Origin of the sequence: Streptomyces sp. B93, from assembly GCF_018070565.1 — a bacterium.
Lineage (GTDB): Bacteria > Actinomycetota > Actinomycetes > Streptomycetales > Streptomycetaceae > Streptomyces.
In genome coordinates, this window is the sequence record NZ_JAGPXL010000006.1 from 131425 (window position 1) to 147407 (window position 15983).

A 15983-nucleotide genomic window follows, 5' to 3' on the forward strand; every position below is an offset into this window, starting at 1 on the left:
CTCGTCCTGGTCGGGAGAGGGCTGGCGGATGAGTCGGCGTACTCATGTGCCGGGGCGCCGTGGGTCACACCATGGGGTCAGTGAACAGCGCGTTCACTCGCTGACTCAGCTTCTCTCAGGGGGATTCCATGTCCGCACGTCTGCTGGTCTCTTCGCTCGCCGGTGTCGCCGTACTGGGCGGCGCGGCGGCCGCCACCTTCGCTCTGGTCGGGTCGGCCGACGCCGCTCCTTCGCGACCGACGATCGAGAAGGCCTCGGCCACCTCGGTGGTGGTGGGGACGCCGGGGACCGACACCTTCACGTTCACGGCGACCATGGCCGATGACTCCGGCATCAAGGGCGTGAAGGTGCTGCCCTGGCCGAAGAGTTCCAAGCTCGACCCCACGGCCGCCGAGATGGAGCACGCGGAGAGCGCCACCTGCAAGGCCACCTCGGAAACGACCTCGGTCTGCACCTACACCCTGCCGATGGACGCACAGGAGGACGCCGCCGGCATGCCCTCCGGCACCTGGAACATGGCGGTCCTGGTCACCGCAGAGGACGGCGACACGACCTACTCCGCCCAGGCCACCACCTTCACGGTGACGCACAACGAGGGCTGACCAACACAGCCCACAGCCCACAGCCCACGGCCCACCCAACCCCAGCCCCCTCCGGCCAAGGCGGACAGGATCTGACCTACTCGACGCCTACCGTCATGTCTCGACCGACGGAAGAAAACTCTCCACGGAGGACAAGGCCATGACCACCACCCCCGACGAGCGCACCGACCTGCTGGAAACGCTCGCCAAGCACCGCGACTTCCTGCGCTTCACCACCCGTGACCTCACCGACGAGCAGGCCGGGAAGCAGACCACGGTCAGTGCGCTGTGCCTCGGTGGGTTGATCAAGCACGTGACGTCGGTGGAGCGCGGCTGGGCCAACTTCATCGTCGAGGGCCCCTCCGCGATGGGCGACTTCGACTCGATGACCGAGGCCGACTTCGCCCGCCGGGCCGACGAGTTCCGGATGCTGCCGGGTGACACGTTGGCCGGTGTGCTCGACGCGTACGCCGAGGTCGCCCGCAGGACGGACGAGCTGGTCCGCACGCTGCCCGACCTCAGCGCCGCCCACCCGCTGCCCAAGGCCCCCTGGTTCGAGCCGGGCGCCCAGTGGTCGGCCCGCAGGGTGCTGCTGCACATCATCGCCGAGACCTCGCAGCACGCGGGTCACGCCGACATCATCCGGGAGTCCCTGGACGGCGCGAAGACGATGGGCTGAGTTCCCGAGAGGGGACGAGGGGCAAGAGGAGAGGGGGAGGGGGGCCGGGCCAAGAGGAGAGCGGGGGGCGGGGGCCGGGGCCGAGAAGACAGCGGCCCCTCCCCTCCCCCGCTCCCCAATGTGACCATTGACCCATGAACCACGCCCAGCTCACCGCCCTAGGCCGCGCCCTCCGTCTCCTCGGGGAACACGGCGACGCGCTGACCGCCGACACCCCGGACGCCAAGCTGCACGAGGTGAAGGCGGATCTGAAGCGTGCGCTGGATCTGCTGGAGGAGAGCGTGGCCAGCGCGCCGCCCAGTACCCGGTGCGCCGAGCACCCCACGGGGCCCGTCGACGAGAGCGCCCCCGACCTGTGTCTGCTCTGCGAGACCCGGCGTCGGGCGGCCCGGCGGGCGGAGTTCAACGGGCCCGCCGCCCAGCACCAGCGCACCGAGTCCGCTCCCTCCCGCTACGGCACCCGTGGCGACCGCCCCCAGCCCCAGCAGCGTTGGCTGCCGGAGCTGTGGAACGGGCAGGAGTGGCAGCTGTGCGGGACCCCGCGCCGCGACCGCCGGGAGGCCGAGCTGTACATCGCGGCCCAGCGGCGTGGCTCGCGGCCCGCGATGGCGTACCGGCTGGTGCACGAGTTCACCGACTACGAGGTGCTGCGGGTGTGGGGCACCCCGGTGCGCGTCGACATCGAGCCTATGGGCAACCTGTGAGCGGCTGACCATCCACGGCCCGTTAGCCGCCCACGACCCGCTGACCGCCCACGGCCCGTCATCCGCCCACCGCCACCTTCTCCTCCGTACGGCCCACCGGGACCGCCACCGCCCGCTGCCCCGGGACGAACGCGGCCACGGCGAACGCCAGCAGCGCCGCGCCCGCGCCGACCGCCAGCACCGTACGGAAGCCGTCCTGTGTGGGCACCGGCACCGGGCCGAAGGACGTCGTCATCTGGGCGAGGATCACCCCGGCGACCGCGCTGGCCGTGGAGGTGCCGAGGGAGCGCATGAGGGTGTTGCGGCTGTTCGCGGCGCCCAGCCCCTCAGCCCAGCCCCCTCAGCCCAGCCCGACTTCAGCTCAGCGTCCGCAGCGACCCCGCGTCGTACGGGCGCAGCTCCTCCGTCCGCCCGCCGAGCACCTTCGCCGCCCACTCCGGGTCCTGGAGCAGCGCCCGGCCCACCGCCACCAGGTCGAACTCGTCCCGCTCCAGCCGGTCGAGGAGGCCGTCGAGGCTGCCCACCGGGGCGCCCTCCCCGCGGAACGCCCGCAGGAAGTCGCCGTCGAGGCCGACCGAGCCGACGGTGATCGTGGTCCTGCCGGTCAGCTTGCGGGTCCAGCCCGCGAGGTTGAGGTCGGAGCCCTCGAACTCCGGCAGCCAGTGGCGGCGCGTGGAGGCGTGGAAAGCGTCGACGCCGGCCGCGGCGATCGGGGTGAGGATGGCCTCCAGTTCCTCGGGGGTCCCGGCCAGCTTCTCGTCGTAGGCCTCCGGCTTCCACTGCGAGTAGCGGAAGATCACCGGGAACTCGGGGCTGACCCGCTCGCGTACCGCCGCCACGATCTCCGCCGCGAACCTGGTGCGGGCGACGGGGTCACCGCCGTAGGAGTCGGTGCGGCGGTTGGTGCCCGCCCACAGGAACTGGTCGATGAGGTAGCCGTGGGCGCCGTGCAGTTCGACCCCGTCGAAGCCGGTGCGCTCGGCGGCCGCCGCGGCGTCGGCGAAGGCCTCGATCACCGCGTCGATGTCGGCCCGGGTCATCACCTTGCCGGTGGGCTCGGTCGCCCCGAGGCGCAGGCCGGACGGGCCGATGGCCGGGGCGTCCGGGTAGGGCGGCTTCCCGGCCTCCCGCACCATGCCGATGTGCCACAGCTGCGGCACGATCCGACCGCCCGCCGCGTGCACCGCCTCGGCGACCTTCGCCCACCCGGCCAGCTGTTCGTCCCCGTGGAAGCGGGGGACGCGGTCGCTCTCCCCGGCCGACTCATGGCCGACGTAGGTGCCCTCGGTGACGATCAGGCCGACGCCCGCGGCGGCGCGGCGGGCGTAGTACGAGACCACGTCCGCGCCGGGGACGCCGCCCGGGGAGAACTGGCGGGTCATGGGGGCCATCACGATGCGGTTGGCCAGGGTCAGACCGTTGATCGTGGTCGGTCGGGAGAGGATCTCGGCGGCGCGCGAGGTGGGCGGCGCGGTGCTCATACGGACTCCTGGTGACGACGACGGTTCGATCCCTCAGCATCTTATGCACATGCATAGGTTGCTTACGGCTCAACCGTCGTCAGCGCTCACGCATTCCGCCCGCCCCCTGCACATCGCCGAACGACGTCACCGAACGACGTCACCGAACAACCCGCGCACGGAAACAGAACGCTCGCACGCGGAAACCGAAACGCCCGAGGGCGGCCCCCTGTCTCCAGGAGGGCCGCCCTCGGCGTCGTACGCGGTGGACCCGTGATCCTCAGGAGGATCAGAAGTCCATGTCACCGCCCGGCATGCCGCCACCGGCGGGCGCGGCGGTCTTCTCCGGCTTGTCGGCGATGACGGCCTCGGTGGTGAGGAACAGGGCGGCGATCGACGCGGCGTTCTGGAGCGCGGAACGCGTCACCTTCGCCGGGTCGATGATGCCTTCCTTGACCAGGTCGACGTACTCACCGGTCGCGGCGTTCAGGCCGTGGCCCGGGGTGAGGTTGCGGACCTTCTCCACCACGACGCCGCCCTCGAGGCCGGCGTTGACGGCGATCTGCTTCAGCGGGGCCTCGAGCGCCAGCTTGACGGCGGCGGCACCGGTGGCCTCGTCGCCCTCCAGCTCCAGCTTCTCGAACACCTGGGAGGCCTGGAGCAGGGCCACGCCACCACCGGCGACGATGCCCTCCTCGACGGCCGCCTTGGCGTTGCGCACGGCGTCCTCGATGCGGTGCTTGCGCTCCTTCAGCTCGACCTCGGTGGCGGCACCGGCCTTGATGACGGCCACGCCGCCCGCGAGCTTCGCCAGGCGCTCCTGGAGCTTCTCGCGGTCGTAGTCGGAGTCGCTGTTCTCGATCTCGGCGCGGATCTGGTTCACGCGACCGGCGACCTGGTCGGCGGAGCCGGCACCGTCGACGATGGTGGTCTCGTCCTTGGTGATGACGACCTTGCGGGCGCGGCCCAGGAGGTCCAGGGACGCGTTCTCCAGCTTGAGGCCGACCTCCTCGGAGATGACCTCGCCGCCGGTGAGGATGGCGATGTCGCCGAGCATGGCCTTGCGGCGGTCACCGAAGCCCGGGGCCTTGACGGCGACGGACTTGAAGGTGCCGCGGATCTTGTTGACGACGAGGGTCGACAGGGCCTCGCCCTCGACGTCCTCGGCGATGATCAGCAGCGGCTTGCCGGACTGCATGACCTTCTCCAGCAGCGGGAGCAGGTCCTTGACCGAGGAGATCTTGGAGTTCGCGATGAGGATGTAGGGGTCCTCGAGCGACGCCTCCATGCGCTCCATGTCGGTCGCGAAGTAGGCGGAGATGTAGCCCTTGTCGAAGCGCATGCCCTCCGTCAGCTCGAGCTCCAGACCGAAGGTCTGGGACTCCTCGACGGTGATGACGCCTTCCTTGCCGACCTTGTCCATGGCCTCGGCGATCAGCTCACCGATCTGGGTGTCGGCGGCGGAGATGGAGGCGGTGGAGGCGATCTGCTCCTTGGTCTCGACCTCCTTGGCCTGGTCGAGCAGGGCGCCCGAGACGGCCTCGACGGCCTTCTCGATGCCGCGCTTCAGGGCCATCGGGTTGGCGCCGGCGGCGACGTTGCGCAGGCCTTCCTTGACGAGGGCCTGGGCGAGGACGGTCGCGGTGGTCGTACCGTCACCGGCGACGTCGTCCGTCTTCTTGGCGACTTCCTTGACCAGCTCGGCGCCGATCTTCTCGTACGGGTCCTCGAGCTCGATCTCCTTGGCGATGGAGACACCATCGTTGGTGATCGTGGGGGCGCCCCACTTCTTCTCGAGGACGACGTTGCGACCCTTGGGGCCGAGCGTCACCTTCACGGCGTCCGCGAGCTGGTTCATGCCGCGCTCGAGGCCGCGCCGCGCCTCCTCGTCGAACGCGATGATCTTGGCCATGTGAAGTGGTCCCTCCAGGACTGGGGGTGATTCCTTCGGACCGCGCCCGCGCCCGCGACGGACGGCTCGCCTGCCGTGTGGTTCCTTGCCCCACCTGGCCTGCGGCCTCACCGACCCGGTCCTTCTTTGTCACTCTCACCTTCAGAGTGCTAACGCAATGATTAGCACTCTCCCCATCCGAGTGCAAGGCGCGCCCGCGAAGCGGGCTCGTTGAGGGGTGGTGGTCGGGCGACGGGTGGGCGCAAGCGGCTACCGGGGTCCGGACGGGGCGCTCCGCGCCGGGCGAACAACCCCCCGCCGGGCCCCTCGCCCGCCCCCGGACAGGCCGAAGGGCCCGTACCCGCGGCAGGCGACTGCCGCGGGTACGGGCCCTTCGTCGGAAGATGTTCAGGCGGTGACGCGAACCATGTCGGCCTGCGGACCCTTCTGGCCCTGCGAGATCTCGAACTCGACCCGCTGGCCCTCTTCCAGGGTGCGGTAACCGTCCATCTGAATCGCGCTGTAGTGGACGAAGACGTCCGCACCACCGTCGACCGCGATGAAGCCGTACCCCTTCTCCGCGTTGAACCACTTGACGGTGCCCTGAGCCATGCCTAACTCCCCTATTACTGGCCCTTGCACAGATCCACACTTCGCGGATCCGGGTCAGACCTCACCCCCCATGGATTGGGGGCGTGCGCCGGAACGCGTCGACCGCGGCTGAATGTATCTGTCCAACTGCCGTCTGCAACAGGTCAATCGGACGAGAAATCCGGGCAGCACCGGTCCGGAATTTACGAAGAATTCCCCAGATCCCAGGGCAAGTCGGGCCCGACAAAAGGATCGAATGGCGCAAAAGTGGCGCACACTTTGGCTACTTCTTATCGCACATGGAGCCGGAAGCTCTATGTGTTCGACGCGGGGAAGGCGACCCGTTCCCCAACTGTACCGTGCTCAACCACACGGAATTGCCCCCTCCGCTTCTCTTGCGGAGAGGGCAATACGACAAACATTCCGTAATCGGCGTTACCGAAAGTAACAGCCGTCCGGGGTCAGCCTCCGGCCACCGCCGGAATGATCGACACGCCCGCGCCGTCCGGCGTGGCCGTCTCCAGCCCCTGCTCGAAGCGCACGTCGTCGTCGTTGACGTACACGTTCACGAACCGGCGCAGCTTGCCCTGGTCGTCCAGGACGCGGGCGGCGATCCCGGTGTGGTTCTTCTCCAGGTCCGAGATGACCTCGGCGAGGGTCGCGCCCTCGGCCGCGACCTCGGCCCGGCCTCCGGTGTAGGTGCGCAGGATGGTGGGGATGCGAACGGTCACGCTCATGCGAGGCCTGCCTCTCGGAACGACTCCAGGTTGGGGCGGATGGTCGCGGTCAGACCGGTACCGGCCACCGCGTCAAGGGTCTTCAGACCGTCACCGGTGTTGAGGACGACGGTGGTCAGCGTGGGGTCGAGGACCCCGTTCTCGATCAGCTTGCGCGTCACGCCGACCGTCACACCGCCCGCCGTCTCGGCGAAGATGCCCTCGGTCCGGGCGAGCAGCTTGATCGCGTCGACGACCTGCTCGTCGGTGACGTCCTCGACCGCACCCCCGGTGCGCCGGGCGATGTCGAGCACATAGGGGCCGTCGGCCGGGTTGCCGATGGCCAGCGACTTGGCGATGGTGTCGGGCTTCTGCGGGCGCACGACGTCGTGCCCGGCCTTGAAGGCGGTGGACACGGGCGAACACCCGAGCGCCTGCGCCCCGAAGATCTTGTAGGGCCGGTCCTCGACGAGCCCCAGCTCGACCAGTTCCCGCAGCCCCTTGTCGATCTTGGTCAGCTGCGACCCGGAAGCGATCGGCACCACGATCTGATCGGGCAGCCGCCACCCGAGCTGCTCACAGATCTCGTACGCCAGGGTCTTCGACCCCTCCGCGTAGTAGGGCCGCAGGTTCACGTTGACGAACCCCCAGCCCTCCCCCGCCGGATCGCCGATCAACTCGGAGCAGAAGCGGTTGACGTCGTCGTAGTTGCCCTCGATGCCGACCAGTTCACCGCCGTAGACGGCGGCCATGACGACCTTGCCCTGCTCCAGGTCGTGCGGGATGAACACGCAGGACCGGAACCCGGCACGCGCGGCGGCGGCACCCACGGCCCCCGCCAGGTTCCCGGTGGACGAGCACGACAGGGTCGTGAACCCGAAGGCACGGGCCGCCTCCAGCGCCTGCGCGACCACCCGGTCCTTGAAGGAGTGGGTCGGGTTGCCGGAGTCGTCCTTCACGTACAACCCGCCGGTGACGCCCAGTTCCCGGGCCAGGTTGTCGGCCTTGACGAGCTTGGTCCACCCAGGATTCAGATTCGGCTTGTCGGCGACATCGGCCGGAACGGGCAGCAGCGGCGCGTAACGCCAGATGTTCGCGGGGCCCGCCTCGATCCGCCGACGAAGCTCTTCCGCCTCGTACGCGGAGAAGTCGTAGGCGATCTCCAGCGGCCCGAAACACTCCTCGCAGGCGAACACGGGGCCGAGCGGCACCCGGTGCCCGCACTCGCGACAGGACAGAGCGGCGGCGGGACCGAGATCGACACTGCTGGTGGGGTGGGGTGCGACAGTCTGCACAGCCATGTGAGGCGAGGCCCTTTCTCCTCATCTTCCTCACGACGCATCTCGCCGTGAGACGGATTTGGCACCTTCCCTAGCCGGGAGCCTCGCTGAGAACGGTCGCCATCGACCGGTACGAGAACCGACTGGAGGGTTGCCGGGGCTTCAACGGGCCGTGTCCCTCTGCCCCTCTGGATGAGCGGTATGCGGTTGTGAACGCCGACGACCCCCGACATGCGATGGTCATCCGCGTTGTTCAAGACTGTAACCGAAGGCCAGGACAGTTGAGATAGACGTCCGAACCGCGAGATGGATCACACCACCACCGTGACCACCTGATCGACCCGTGAGGAGCCGCCCACTGTGCTGGAAGAAGTCGAGCGCTGGCTGAGCACCCGCTCCTGGTCCAAGACCGATCGCCCGCTCCACCAGATCCTGGCCGCCAAACGCGCCACGGGCCAGACGGTCAGTGTCGTGCTGCCCGCGCTCAACGAGGAGGAGACGGTCGGCGACATCGTCGCCGTCATCCGCCGTGACCTCGTGGAGCGGCGCCCCCTGGTCGACGAGATCGTCGTAGTCGACTCCGGCTCCACCGACCGCACGGCCGAGGTGGCCGCCGCCGCGGGCGCCACGGTCGTCCACCGCGACGAGATCCTGCCCCGCATCCCCACCGTCCCCGGCAAGGGCGAGGTCCTCTGGCGCTCCCTGCTGGCCACCTCCGGGGACATCGTCTGCTTCATCGACGCCGACCTGAAGGAGTTCTCCGCCGACTTCGTCTCCGGCATCGTCGGCCCCCTCCTCACCGACCCCGACGTCGACCTGGTCAAGGGCATGTACGACCGTCCCCTCGCCGGGACCGGCGGTCAGGGCGGCCGGGTCACCGAGCTGATGGCCCGCCCGCTGCTCAACATGCACTGGCCGCAGCTCGCGGGGTTCGTCCAGCCGCTCGGCGGTGAGTACGCGGCCCGCCGCAGCCTCCTCGAACAGCTCCCCTTCCCCGTCGGTTACGGCGTCGAACTGGGCATGCTGGTCGACAGCCTCCACCTGGTCGGCCTCGACGCCCTCGCTCAGGTGGACGTCGGCGTCCGCAAGCACCGCCACCAGGACGGCCAGGCGCTCGGCCGGATGTCAGCGGCGATCTACCGCACGGCCCAGCTGCGCCTGGCCCGCGGCCATCTGATCCGCCCCTCGCTCACCCAGTTCGAGCGCGGCGAGGACGGCTTCGAACCCCGCACCTACTCCGTCGACACGGAGGAACGCCCGCCGATGGTGGAGATCGCGGAGTACGCGTCCCGCAAGGTGGCCTGAGACGACCCGCGGGTGGCAAACCGCACGTTTGAGCGTTTCCACCCCGGGCTAGGTTGAGGCGTATGGCTTCCACGCAGGCTGCACAGGTGCTGGTCGCGTCCAACCGCGGCCCGGTCTCCTACCAGGTGGACGAGGACGGCTCGCTGCACGCCAGACGCGGCGGCGGCGGGCTCGTCTCCGGCCTCTCCGCGATCGGCCCCGACGCGGACGCGCTCTGGGTGTGCTCGGCGCTGACCGACGGCGACCGCGAGGCGATCCGCCGCGGAACGGGTGAACCAGGTGTCCGCATGCTGGACATCCCACCGCCCATTCACGCCGACGCCTACAACGGCATCGCCAACTCGGTCCTGTGGTTCGTCCACCACATGCTGTACCAGACGCCCCTGGAACCCTCCTTCGACGCGGACTTCCGCCGTCAGTGGACGTCGTACGAGACCTACAACCGGGCCTTCGCCGAAGCCCTGGCCGAGGAAGCGGCCCCCGACGCCACCGCGGTCATCCAGGACTACCACCTCACCCTGGTCCCCGGAATGCTCCGCGCCCTCCGCCCCGACCTGCGCATCGGCCACTTCTCCCACACCCCCTGGGCGCCCCCCGAGTACTTCCGCCTCCTCCCCGACGACATCGCCGCCCAGATCCTCCACGGCATGCTGGGCGCCGACCGCCTCGGCTTCCTCACCCACCGCTGGGCCGACGCGTTCAAGGCCTGCTGCGACGCCTTCACCGACGGCCTCGGCGACACCAGCATCGGTGTGCACGGCCTGGGCGCCGACGCGGACTTCCTACGGGACCGCGCCCACCAGCCGGACGTAGCCGACCGGATGACAGCCCTCCGCACCGAGATCGGCACGGCACCCGACGGCACGCCCCGCCGCACGATCGTCCGCGTGGACCGCACGGAACTGTCCAAGAACATCGTCCGGGGCCTGCACGCCTACCGGCACCTCCTCGACACCCGCCCCGAGTGGCACGACCGCGTCACCCACGTCGCCTTCGCGTACCCGTCCCGGCAGGACCTGGCGGTGTACCGCGACTACACCGCCGAGGTCGAGCGGGTGGCCCGGGCCATCAACGACGCCTACGGCACCCCGAGCTGGACGCCGGTCGTCCTCCACGTCAAGGACGACTTCGCCCGCTCCCTGGCGGCGTACCGTCTCGCCGACGTCGCGCTGGTCAACCCCATCCGCGACGGCATGAACCTCGTCGCCAAGGAGGTCCCCGTCGTCTCCGACGAGGGCTGCGCGCTGGTGCTCTCCCGGGAGGCGGGCGCGTACGAGGAGCTGGGCGAGGACGCGATCGTCGTCAACCCGTACGACGTCGTCCAGACGGCCGAGGCGCTCCATACGGCCCTCACGATGCCGCCCACGGAACGCGCCGACCGCGCGAAGCGCCTCGCGGCGGCAGCGACGGCACTGCCGCCGGCCCGCTGGTTCCTGGACCAACTGAACGAACTGAAGTCCTGAGCCCACGGGGGCTGCCGTCGGGGGCGCTGCGCAACCCGGCACGAGCGGATACCGCTACACCGGGGAACCGTCGGGGTGGGCCGCGCAGCCCGGCGCTACCGGGGTGCCGCTGCGCCCACCCGTGCCGCCCCAGCGGCACGACTGCCCGCAGCTGGGGCGGATGCGGCCCGCCGCCAGGGTGGGCACCGCCCCAGCGGCACGACCGCCCGCAGCTAGGGCAGAGTCAGCACCGCTGCCCGGTGGGAGCCGCCCCCAGCGGCACGACCGCCCGCAGCTAGGGCAGAGTCAGCACCGCTGCCCGGTGGGAGCCGCCCCCAGCGGCACGACTGCCCGCAGCTAAGCGGAGACTGCCCCGCGACTACGGCAGCGAACGACGGGGTGCAGGCGCCGTACGGCGGAAGGGGACGTGTCGGGGGGTGTCCGCCCGCAGTGGTTCGCGCGGAAAACCCCGGTAAGGACCCAGTTGGCAGCCCGCGCGGTTCCGAGGACGGACACCCCCCGGCGCGGCCCCGACCCACCCCCCGGCGGACAGCGCCACGCAAGCCACTCACCGGACGGACACCGGCCGCCGCAGGCATGGGGCCGTCAGACCGACTCCGACGCCAGGGTGGAAAGGAGGCGGGCCACGCCCCGGGGCCCGTCGACCACCAAATCGGCCTGTTCCCGCAGCGCGGGCACGTCCTCGGGGCCGGTGCTGCACACCAGGACACCGAACGTGCCCTCGGTACGCAGCCGACCCACCGCGGCGAACGCGGCCAGGTCGCCCAGATCGTCCCCCGCGTACAGGACGGACTCCGCTCCCGTCTCGTGGACGTAGTCCAGCAGCGCCATCCCCTTGTCCACCCCCGCCGGCCGCAGCTCGAGCACCATCCGCCCCGGCTCCAGCACCAGCCCGTGCCGGGACGCCAGCTCCGCCAACGGAGCACGCAGCACCTCGAACGTCGCCTGCGGATCGGCCGCCCGACGCGTATGGACCGCCACCGCCCGCCCCTTCTCCTCGATCCACGCGTCCTCGCCGACGACCACCCCCACCCCGGTCAACACCCCGGGCAACTCCCCCCGCACCGCCTCCACCCCCGCATCCGCGGGCGGCGCCGTCACCTTCCCGCTCCCCGCGTCCCACCGCTCGGCCCCGTAGTGCCCGAGCACCACCAGCCGCTCCAGCCCGGCAACCCCCGCAAACCCCCCGTACCGCACCGCGACCTCCGCAGGCCGCCCGGTGATCACCACCACCGCCGCCACCTTCGGCGCCAGCGCCACCAGCGCCGGCACCACATCGGAATGCGCCCGCGCCTCCTCGGGGTCGGCCACGATCGGCGCCAGCGTCCCGTCGAAGTCGAGGGCGATCACCGCCCGCCCCGGCCGCGCCAGAAGCGCCTCGACACCGTCACGCCCGGCCTGCGTCCGCGGCACGGGCAGAGATCCGCTCGGTTCGCTCATAAGCGCGACCCTACCCAGGTCACCGCTCCCCGCGCCGCCCCTCCCGCACCCGCCGCAGCCGATTGACCGTCACCGGATCGTGCGCCAGCGCCCGAGGATCGTCGAGCAGCGCGTTCAGCAGCTGGTAGTAGCGCACCGGCGCCAGCCCCAGCTCCTCCCGTATCGCCCGCTCCTTGGCCCCGGGCCCGGAGAACCCCCGTCGCTCCAGCGCGAGCACGTCCCGCTCCCGCGCCCCGAGCTGTTCCTGCTCACTCATGCCAGGCACCGTACAGACTAGGACCCCGCAGCCGCCCCCTCCGCGGCCACCGCCGTCCCCGCGATCTCCCCGAGCACGGCCGCCGGACTCCCCCCGGAGCCCACCGCCCCGCCGATCCGCTTCTTCACATCCGCGCTCACGGCCGCCCAGGACGTCTTCCCGACGGGATACAGCTCGGACAGCGGCAGTTCCTCCAGGAACGGCTTCAGATCCTGGTCGGCCTCGGCACCGCCCATGGTCTGGGAGGCGGAGTTCGTCACGGGCAGCAGGTCGTACTCCCGCGAGAAGGCCAGCACGTTCTTCTCGCTGTACACGAAATCAAGGAACTCCCCGACCTCCCTCCCGTGCCCGTTCTGCTTGAACGCCATCATCCAGTCGGCGACCCCCATGGTCGCCTTGGTGGGACCGTTCACCCCGGGCATCGGCACCATGCCGAACTTCACGCCCTTCTTCGCGGCCATCGTCATCAGCGAGGGGTGCCCGTTCAGCATCCCCACGTCCCCCGCCGCGAACGCCGCGAACGCGTCGGCCCGGTTGAGCTTCCCCGGCGCGACGGGCCCGGTCAGCCCCTCCCCCACCAGCTCGTCCCGCAGCCAGGTGAACGTCTCGACGTTCTCCGGCGAGTCCACCGAGTACGCCCCGGTCTCGTCGGTGTACCCGCCACCCCCGCTGAGCAGCCACTGCATGGTCTCGGCCTGCGCCTCCTCCGCCCCCAGCGGCAGGGCGTACGGGTACTTCACCCCGATCGCCTTGAGCGCGGCGGCGTCGGCGGCCAGCTCCTCCCAGTTGCTCGGCGCCGAGATCCCGGCCTCGTCGAACAGCTCCTCGTTGTAGAAGAGCAGCCGCGTCGAGGCGGCGAACGGCATTCCGTACTGCACCCCGCTCACCCGCCCGGCGTCGGCGAGCTGCGCGGCGAAGTCGGCCTGGGCGGAGATGGAGAGCAGATCGTCCGCCGGATACAGCAAGCCATCCGCCGCGTAGTCCGCGTACGCGCCGATCTGCGCCATGTCCGGCGCGTTCCCGGCCTCGACCATCTCCTTGACCTCACGGTCGACGTCGTTCCACGAGTACACGTCGACGTCGATCCGTACGCCGGGATGCTCGGCCTCGTACTCCTCGACGACCTCGGCCCAGTACTTCTCGGAGCTGTTGGCCGCGCTGTCGCCGTAGTCGGCGGCGACGAGCTTCAGCGTCACGTCCCCGGAACCGCCGCCGATCGCGCATCCCCCTAGCGCGACCACCAGACCCAGCGCGCCCACGCCCGCGACCGCCCGACCGATTCCCGCCCGACTGCTCCGCACTGCCGTACCGTCCCAAACCATCTCGAACCCTCACCGAATCCTCAGTGTCCGATTTTCGAAACGAGGTCTACACCTCTCGAAAACCAGATCACAAGGTCTACACCACGTAAGTGGACTAGACCTCTTCCGGGTCCTCGGGCCACACTGTCCCCCGTGAAACACGTCATCGCCCTCGATGTGGGCGGCACCGGCATGAAGGCCGCCCTCGTCGGCCCGGACGGCACCCTGCTCCACCAGGCCCGCCGCCCGACCGGCCGCGAGCACGGCCCGGACGCGGTCGTCGAGGGCATCCTCGACTTCGCCGCCGAACTGCGCGCCCACGGCACGACGCACCACGGCACCCCGGCCGCCGCCGCGGGCGTCGCCGTCCCCGGCATCGTCGACGAGACGCACGGCACCGCCGCCTACTCCGCCAACCTCGGCTGGCGCGACGTACCCCTGCGCGACCTGCTCGCCGACCGCCTCGGCGGCATCCCGGTCGCCCTCGGCCACGACGTGCGCACCGGCGGTCTCGCCGAGGGCCGGATCGGGGCGGGCCGGGGCGCGGACCGCTTCCTGTTCGTGGCGCTGGGCACCGGCATCGCGGGCGCCATCGGCGTGGACGGCCGGGTGGAGGCGGGCGCGCACGGCTTCGCGGGCGAGATCGGCCATGTCGTCGTACGACCGCAGGGCACCCCGTGCCCGTGCGGGCAGCGCGGCTGTCTGGAGCGGTACGCGTCCGCGGCGGCGGTGTCCGAGGCATGGTCCGCGGCGACCGGCCGTGACGTGGACGCGGCGGACTGCGCGAGGGCGGTCGCGGCGGGCGACCCGCGAGCACGGACCGTCTGGGACCGGGCGATCGCCACCCTCGCCGACGGCCTGATCACCGCGCTCACCCTGCTGGACCCCCGCACCCTGATCATCGGTGGCGGTCTCGCCGAGGCGGGGGAAACCTTGTTCACACCACTGCGGGACGCGGTACGGGAACGCGTCACCTTCCAGAAACCGCCGTCGATCGTCCCCGCGGCACTGGGGGACACAGCGGGATGCCTCGGCGCCGGGCTGCTGGCCTGGGATCTCCTCGACACTACCGACCGCACGGAGGTAACGACCTGATGGCAACCCCCCAAGGGGCGCGAGGCCCTGTCGAACCCGCGGCCTCCGCCGCGCGGGCGCGCCAAGCCCCCACCGGCCCGCAGCTGGTACTCAAGGGCGCCCGTGTAGTGCTCCCGACGGGAGTTGTGGACGCAGGCCACGTGGTCGTCGAGGGCACCCGCATCACCGGTACCGCCCAGGAGAACGCCCACGTCATCGACGTATCGAACCACTACGTCGTCCCCGGCTTCGTCGACATCCACAACCACGGCGGCGGCGGCGCGTCCTTCACCTCCGGCACGGTGGACGAGGTCCTCACGGGCATCGAGACCCACCGCCTGCACGGCACCACCACCCTCGTCGCCTCGACCGTCACCGGCGACATGGACTTCCTGGCCCAGCGCGCCGGACTCCTCTCCGAGCTGGCCGAGCAGGGCGACATCGCGGGCATCCACTTCGAGGGACCGTTCATCTCCCCGTGCCGCAAGGGCGCGCACTCCGAGGAACTGCTGCGCCACCCCGACCCGGCGGACGTCCGCAAGCTGATCGACGCGGCGCGCGGCCACGCCAAGATGGTCACGCTCGCCACCGAACTGCCGGGCGGCATCGACTCCGTACGCCTGCTGGCCGAGCACGGCGTGATCGCGGCCGTCGGCCACACGGACGCGACGTACGAGCAGACCGTCGAGGCGATCGACGCGGGCGCGACGGTCGCCACTCACCTGTTCAACGCGATGCCCGCGCTGGGCCACCGCGCCCCGGGCCCCATCGCGGCGCTCCTGGAGGACGAGCGGGTCACCGTCGAGCTGATCAACGACGGCACCCATCTGCACCCGGCCGCGCTGGAGCTGGCGTTCCATCACGCCGGCGCGGACCGGGTGGCGTTCATCACCGACGCGATGGACGCGGCCGGTTTCGGCGACGGCCGCTACATGCTGGGCCCGCTGGAGGTCGAGGTCCAGGACGGCGTCGCCCGGCTCGTCGAGGGCGGTTCGATCGCCGGGTCCACGCTGACCCTGGACCGTGCCTTCAAGCGGGCGGTGACGGTCGACCGGCTGCCGGTCGAGGACGCGGTGGCCGCGCTGTCCGCCAACCCGGCCCGGCTGCTCGGCATGTGGGACAGCATCGGCTCCCTGGAACCGGGCAAGTACGCCGACCTGGTCGTCCTCGACGCCGATTTCGATGTCAAGGGCGTGATGCGGCGTGGCGCCTGGGTGGTGGAGCCCCCGGTGCGGTAGGGGA

At 70.8% G+C, this 15983-nt stretch carries 16 protein-coding genes and 1 riboswitch; of the genes, 7 read left to right on the plus strand and 9 right to left on the minus strand.

The window, feature by feature from the left end; translation table 11 throughout:
- Positions 1 to 128: 128 nt before the first annotated feature.
- From KBY47_RS08205 to KBY47_RS08215, 3 genes are all read left to right on the plus strand, one after another.
- Positions 129 to 602, plus strand: a complete 474-nt coding sequence (locus tag KBY47_RS08205; protein WP_210920300.1) for a DUF5707 domain-containing protein — start codon at positions 129 to 131, stop codon at positions 600 to 602.
- A gap of 139 nt (positions 603 to 741) precedes the next feature.
- On the plus strand, positions 742 to 1260 hold the full coding sequence (locus tag KBY47_RS08210) for a DinB family protein (RefSeq protein ID WP_210920301.1): 519 nt from the start codon (positions 742 to 744) through the stop codon (positions 1258 to 1260).
- Between the two features lie 134 nt (positions 1261 to 1394).
- Entirely contained in the window at positions 1395 to 1964 is a 570-nt protein-coding gene (locus KBY47_RS08215) for a hypothetical protein (protein WP_210920302.1), read from the plus strand.
- A 58-nt stretch (positions 1965 to 2022) separates the two neighbouring features.
- On the opposite strand, the gene KBY47_RS08220 is transcribed toward KBY47_RS08215, so the two are convergent.
- The 6 genes from KBY47_RS08220 to thrC all read right to left on the minus strand — a co-directional run bounded on the left by KBY47_RS08220 (position 2023) and on the right by thrC (position 7923).
- Positions 2023 to 2256, minus strand: coding sequence for a hypothetical protein (locus KBY47_RS08220; RefSeq protein WP_247694386.1), 234 nt, complete (start codon positions 2254 to 2256; stop codon positions 2023 to 2025).
- Positions 2257 to 2320: 64 nt separating this feature from the next.
- Complete coding sequence (locus KBY47_RS08225; protein ID WP_210920303.1) at positions 2321 to 3445, minus strand: NADH:flavin oxidoreductase; 1125 nt, start codon at positions 3443 to 3445, stop codon at positions 2321 to 2323.
- Between the two features lie 268 nt (positions 3446 to 3713).
- The gene (groL, locus tag KBY47_RS08230; protein ID WP_210920304.1) at positions 3714 to 5336 is read right to left on the minus strand and encodes a chaperonin GroEL; all 1623 of its coding nucleotides are present in this window, start codon (positions 5334 to 5336) and stop codon (positions 3714 to 3716) included.
- Between the two features lie 387 nt (positions 5337 to 5723).
- A complete protein-coding gene (locus KBY47_RS08235) occupies positions 5724 to 5927 on the minus strand; it encodes a cold-shock protein (protein WP_004986573.1) in 204 nt (67 codons plus the stop codon).
- Between the two features lie 440 nt (positions 5928 to 6367).
- Positions 6368 to 6643 (minus strand): MoaD/ThiS family protein, encoded by a 276-nt coding sequence (locus tag KBY47_RS08240; protein WP_108707492.1) that lies wholly within the window; start codon positions 6641 to 6643, stop codon positions 6368 to 6370.
- Entirely contained in the window at positions 6640 to 7923 is a 1284-nt protein-coding gene (gene thrC / locus KBY47_RS08245; RefSeq protein ID WP_210920305.1) for a threonine synthase, read from the minus strand. Before thrC ends, KBY47_RS08240 begins: the two co-directional genes overlap by 4 nt.
- 18 nt (positions 7924 to 7941) lie before the next feature.
- Positions 7942 to 8101: riboswitch (SAM riboswitch) on the minus strand.
- Positions 8102 to 8262: 161 nt separating this feature from the next.
- On the opposite strand from thrC, the gene KBY47_RS08250 reads away from it, so the two are divergent.
- Both KBY47_RS08250 and KBY47_RS08255 read left to right on the plus strand, forming a co-directional pair.
- A complete protein-coding gene (locus KBY47_RS08250) occupies positions 8263 to 9207 on the plus strand; it encodes a glucosyl-3-phosphoglycerate synthase (RefSeq protein WP_210920306.1) in 945 nt (314 codons plus the stop codon).
- A 62-nt stretch (positions 9208 to 9269) separates the two neighbouring features.
- A complete protein-coding gene (locus tag KBY47_RS08255; protein ID WP_210920307.1) occupies positions 9270 to 10670 on the plus strand; it encodes a trehalose-6-phosphate synthase in 1401 nt (466 codons plus the stop codon).
- Between the two features lie 585 nt (positions 10671 to 11255).
- On the opposite strand, the gene otsB is transcribed toward KBY47_RS08255, so the two are convergent.
- From otsB to KBY47_RS08270, 3 genes are read right to left on the minus strand one after another with little or no spacing between them, the layout of a single operon-like run.
- Complete coding sequence (gene otsB / locus KBY47_RS08260; RefSeq protein ID WP_210920308.1) at positions 11256 to 12110, minus strand: trehalose-phosphatase; 855 nt, start codon at positions 12108 to 12110, stop codon at positions 11256 to 11258.
- 19 nt (positions 12111 to 12129) lie between these two features.
- Complete coding sequence (locus tag KBY47_RS08265) at positions 12130 to 12366, minus strand: DUF3263 domain-containing protein (RefSeq protein WP_210920309.1); 237 nt, start codon at positions 12364 to 12366, stop codon at positions 12130 to 12132.
- Between the two features lie 17 nt (positions 12367 to 12383).
- Positions 12384 to 13625 carry an extracellular solute-binding protein gene (locus KBY47_RS08270; protein ID WP_308405083.1) on the minus strand — a complete coding sequence of 414 codons (1242 nt, stop codon included), beginning with the start codon at positions 13623 to 13625 and terminating at the stop codon, positions 12384 to 12386.
- Positions 13626 to 13820: 195 nt separating this feature from the next.
- Between KBY47_RS08270 and KBY47_RS08275 the strand changes: the two genes are divergently transcribed.
- On the plus strand, positions 13821 to 14762 hold the full coding sequence (locus tag KBY47_RS08275; RefSeq protein WP_210920311.1) for an ROK family protein: 942 nt from the start codon (positions 13821 to 13823) through the stop codon (positions 14760 to 14762).
- Positions 14762 to 15979 carry an N-acetylglucosamine-6-phosphate deacetylase gene (nagA, locus tag KBY47_RS08280; RefSeq protein ID WP_210920312.1) on the plus strand — a complete coding sequence of 406 codons (1218 nt, stop codon included), beginning with the start codon at positions 14762 to 14764 and terminating at the stop codon, positions 15977 to 15979. Before KBY47_RS08275 ends, nagA begins: the two co-directional genes overlap by 1 nt.
- The last annotated feature ends 4 nt before the right edge of the window (positions 15980 to 15983 follow it).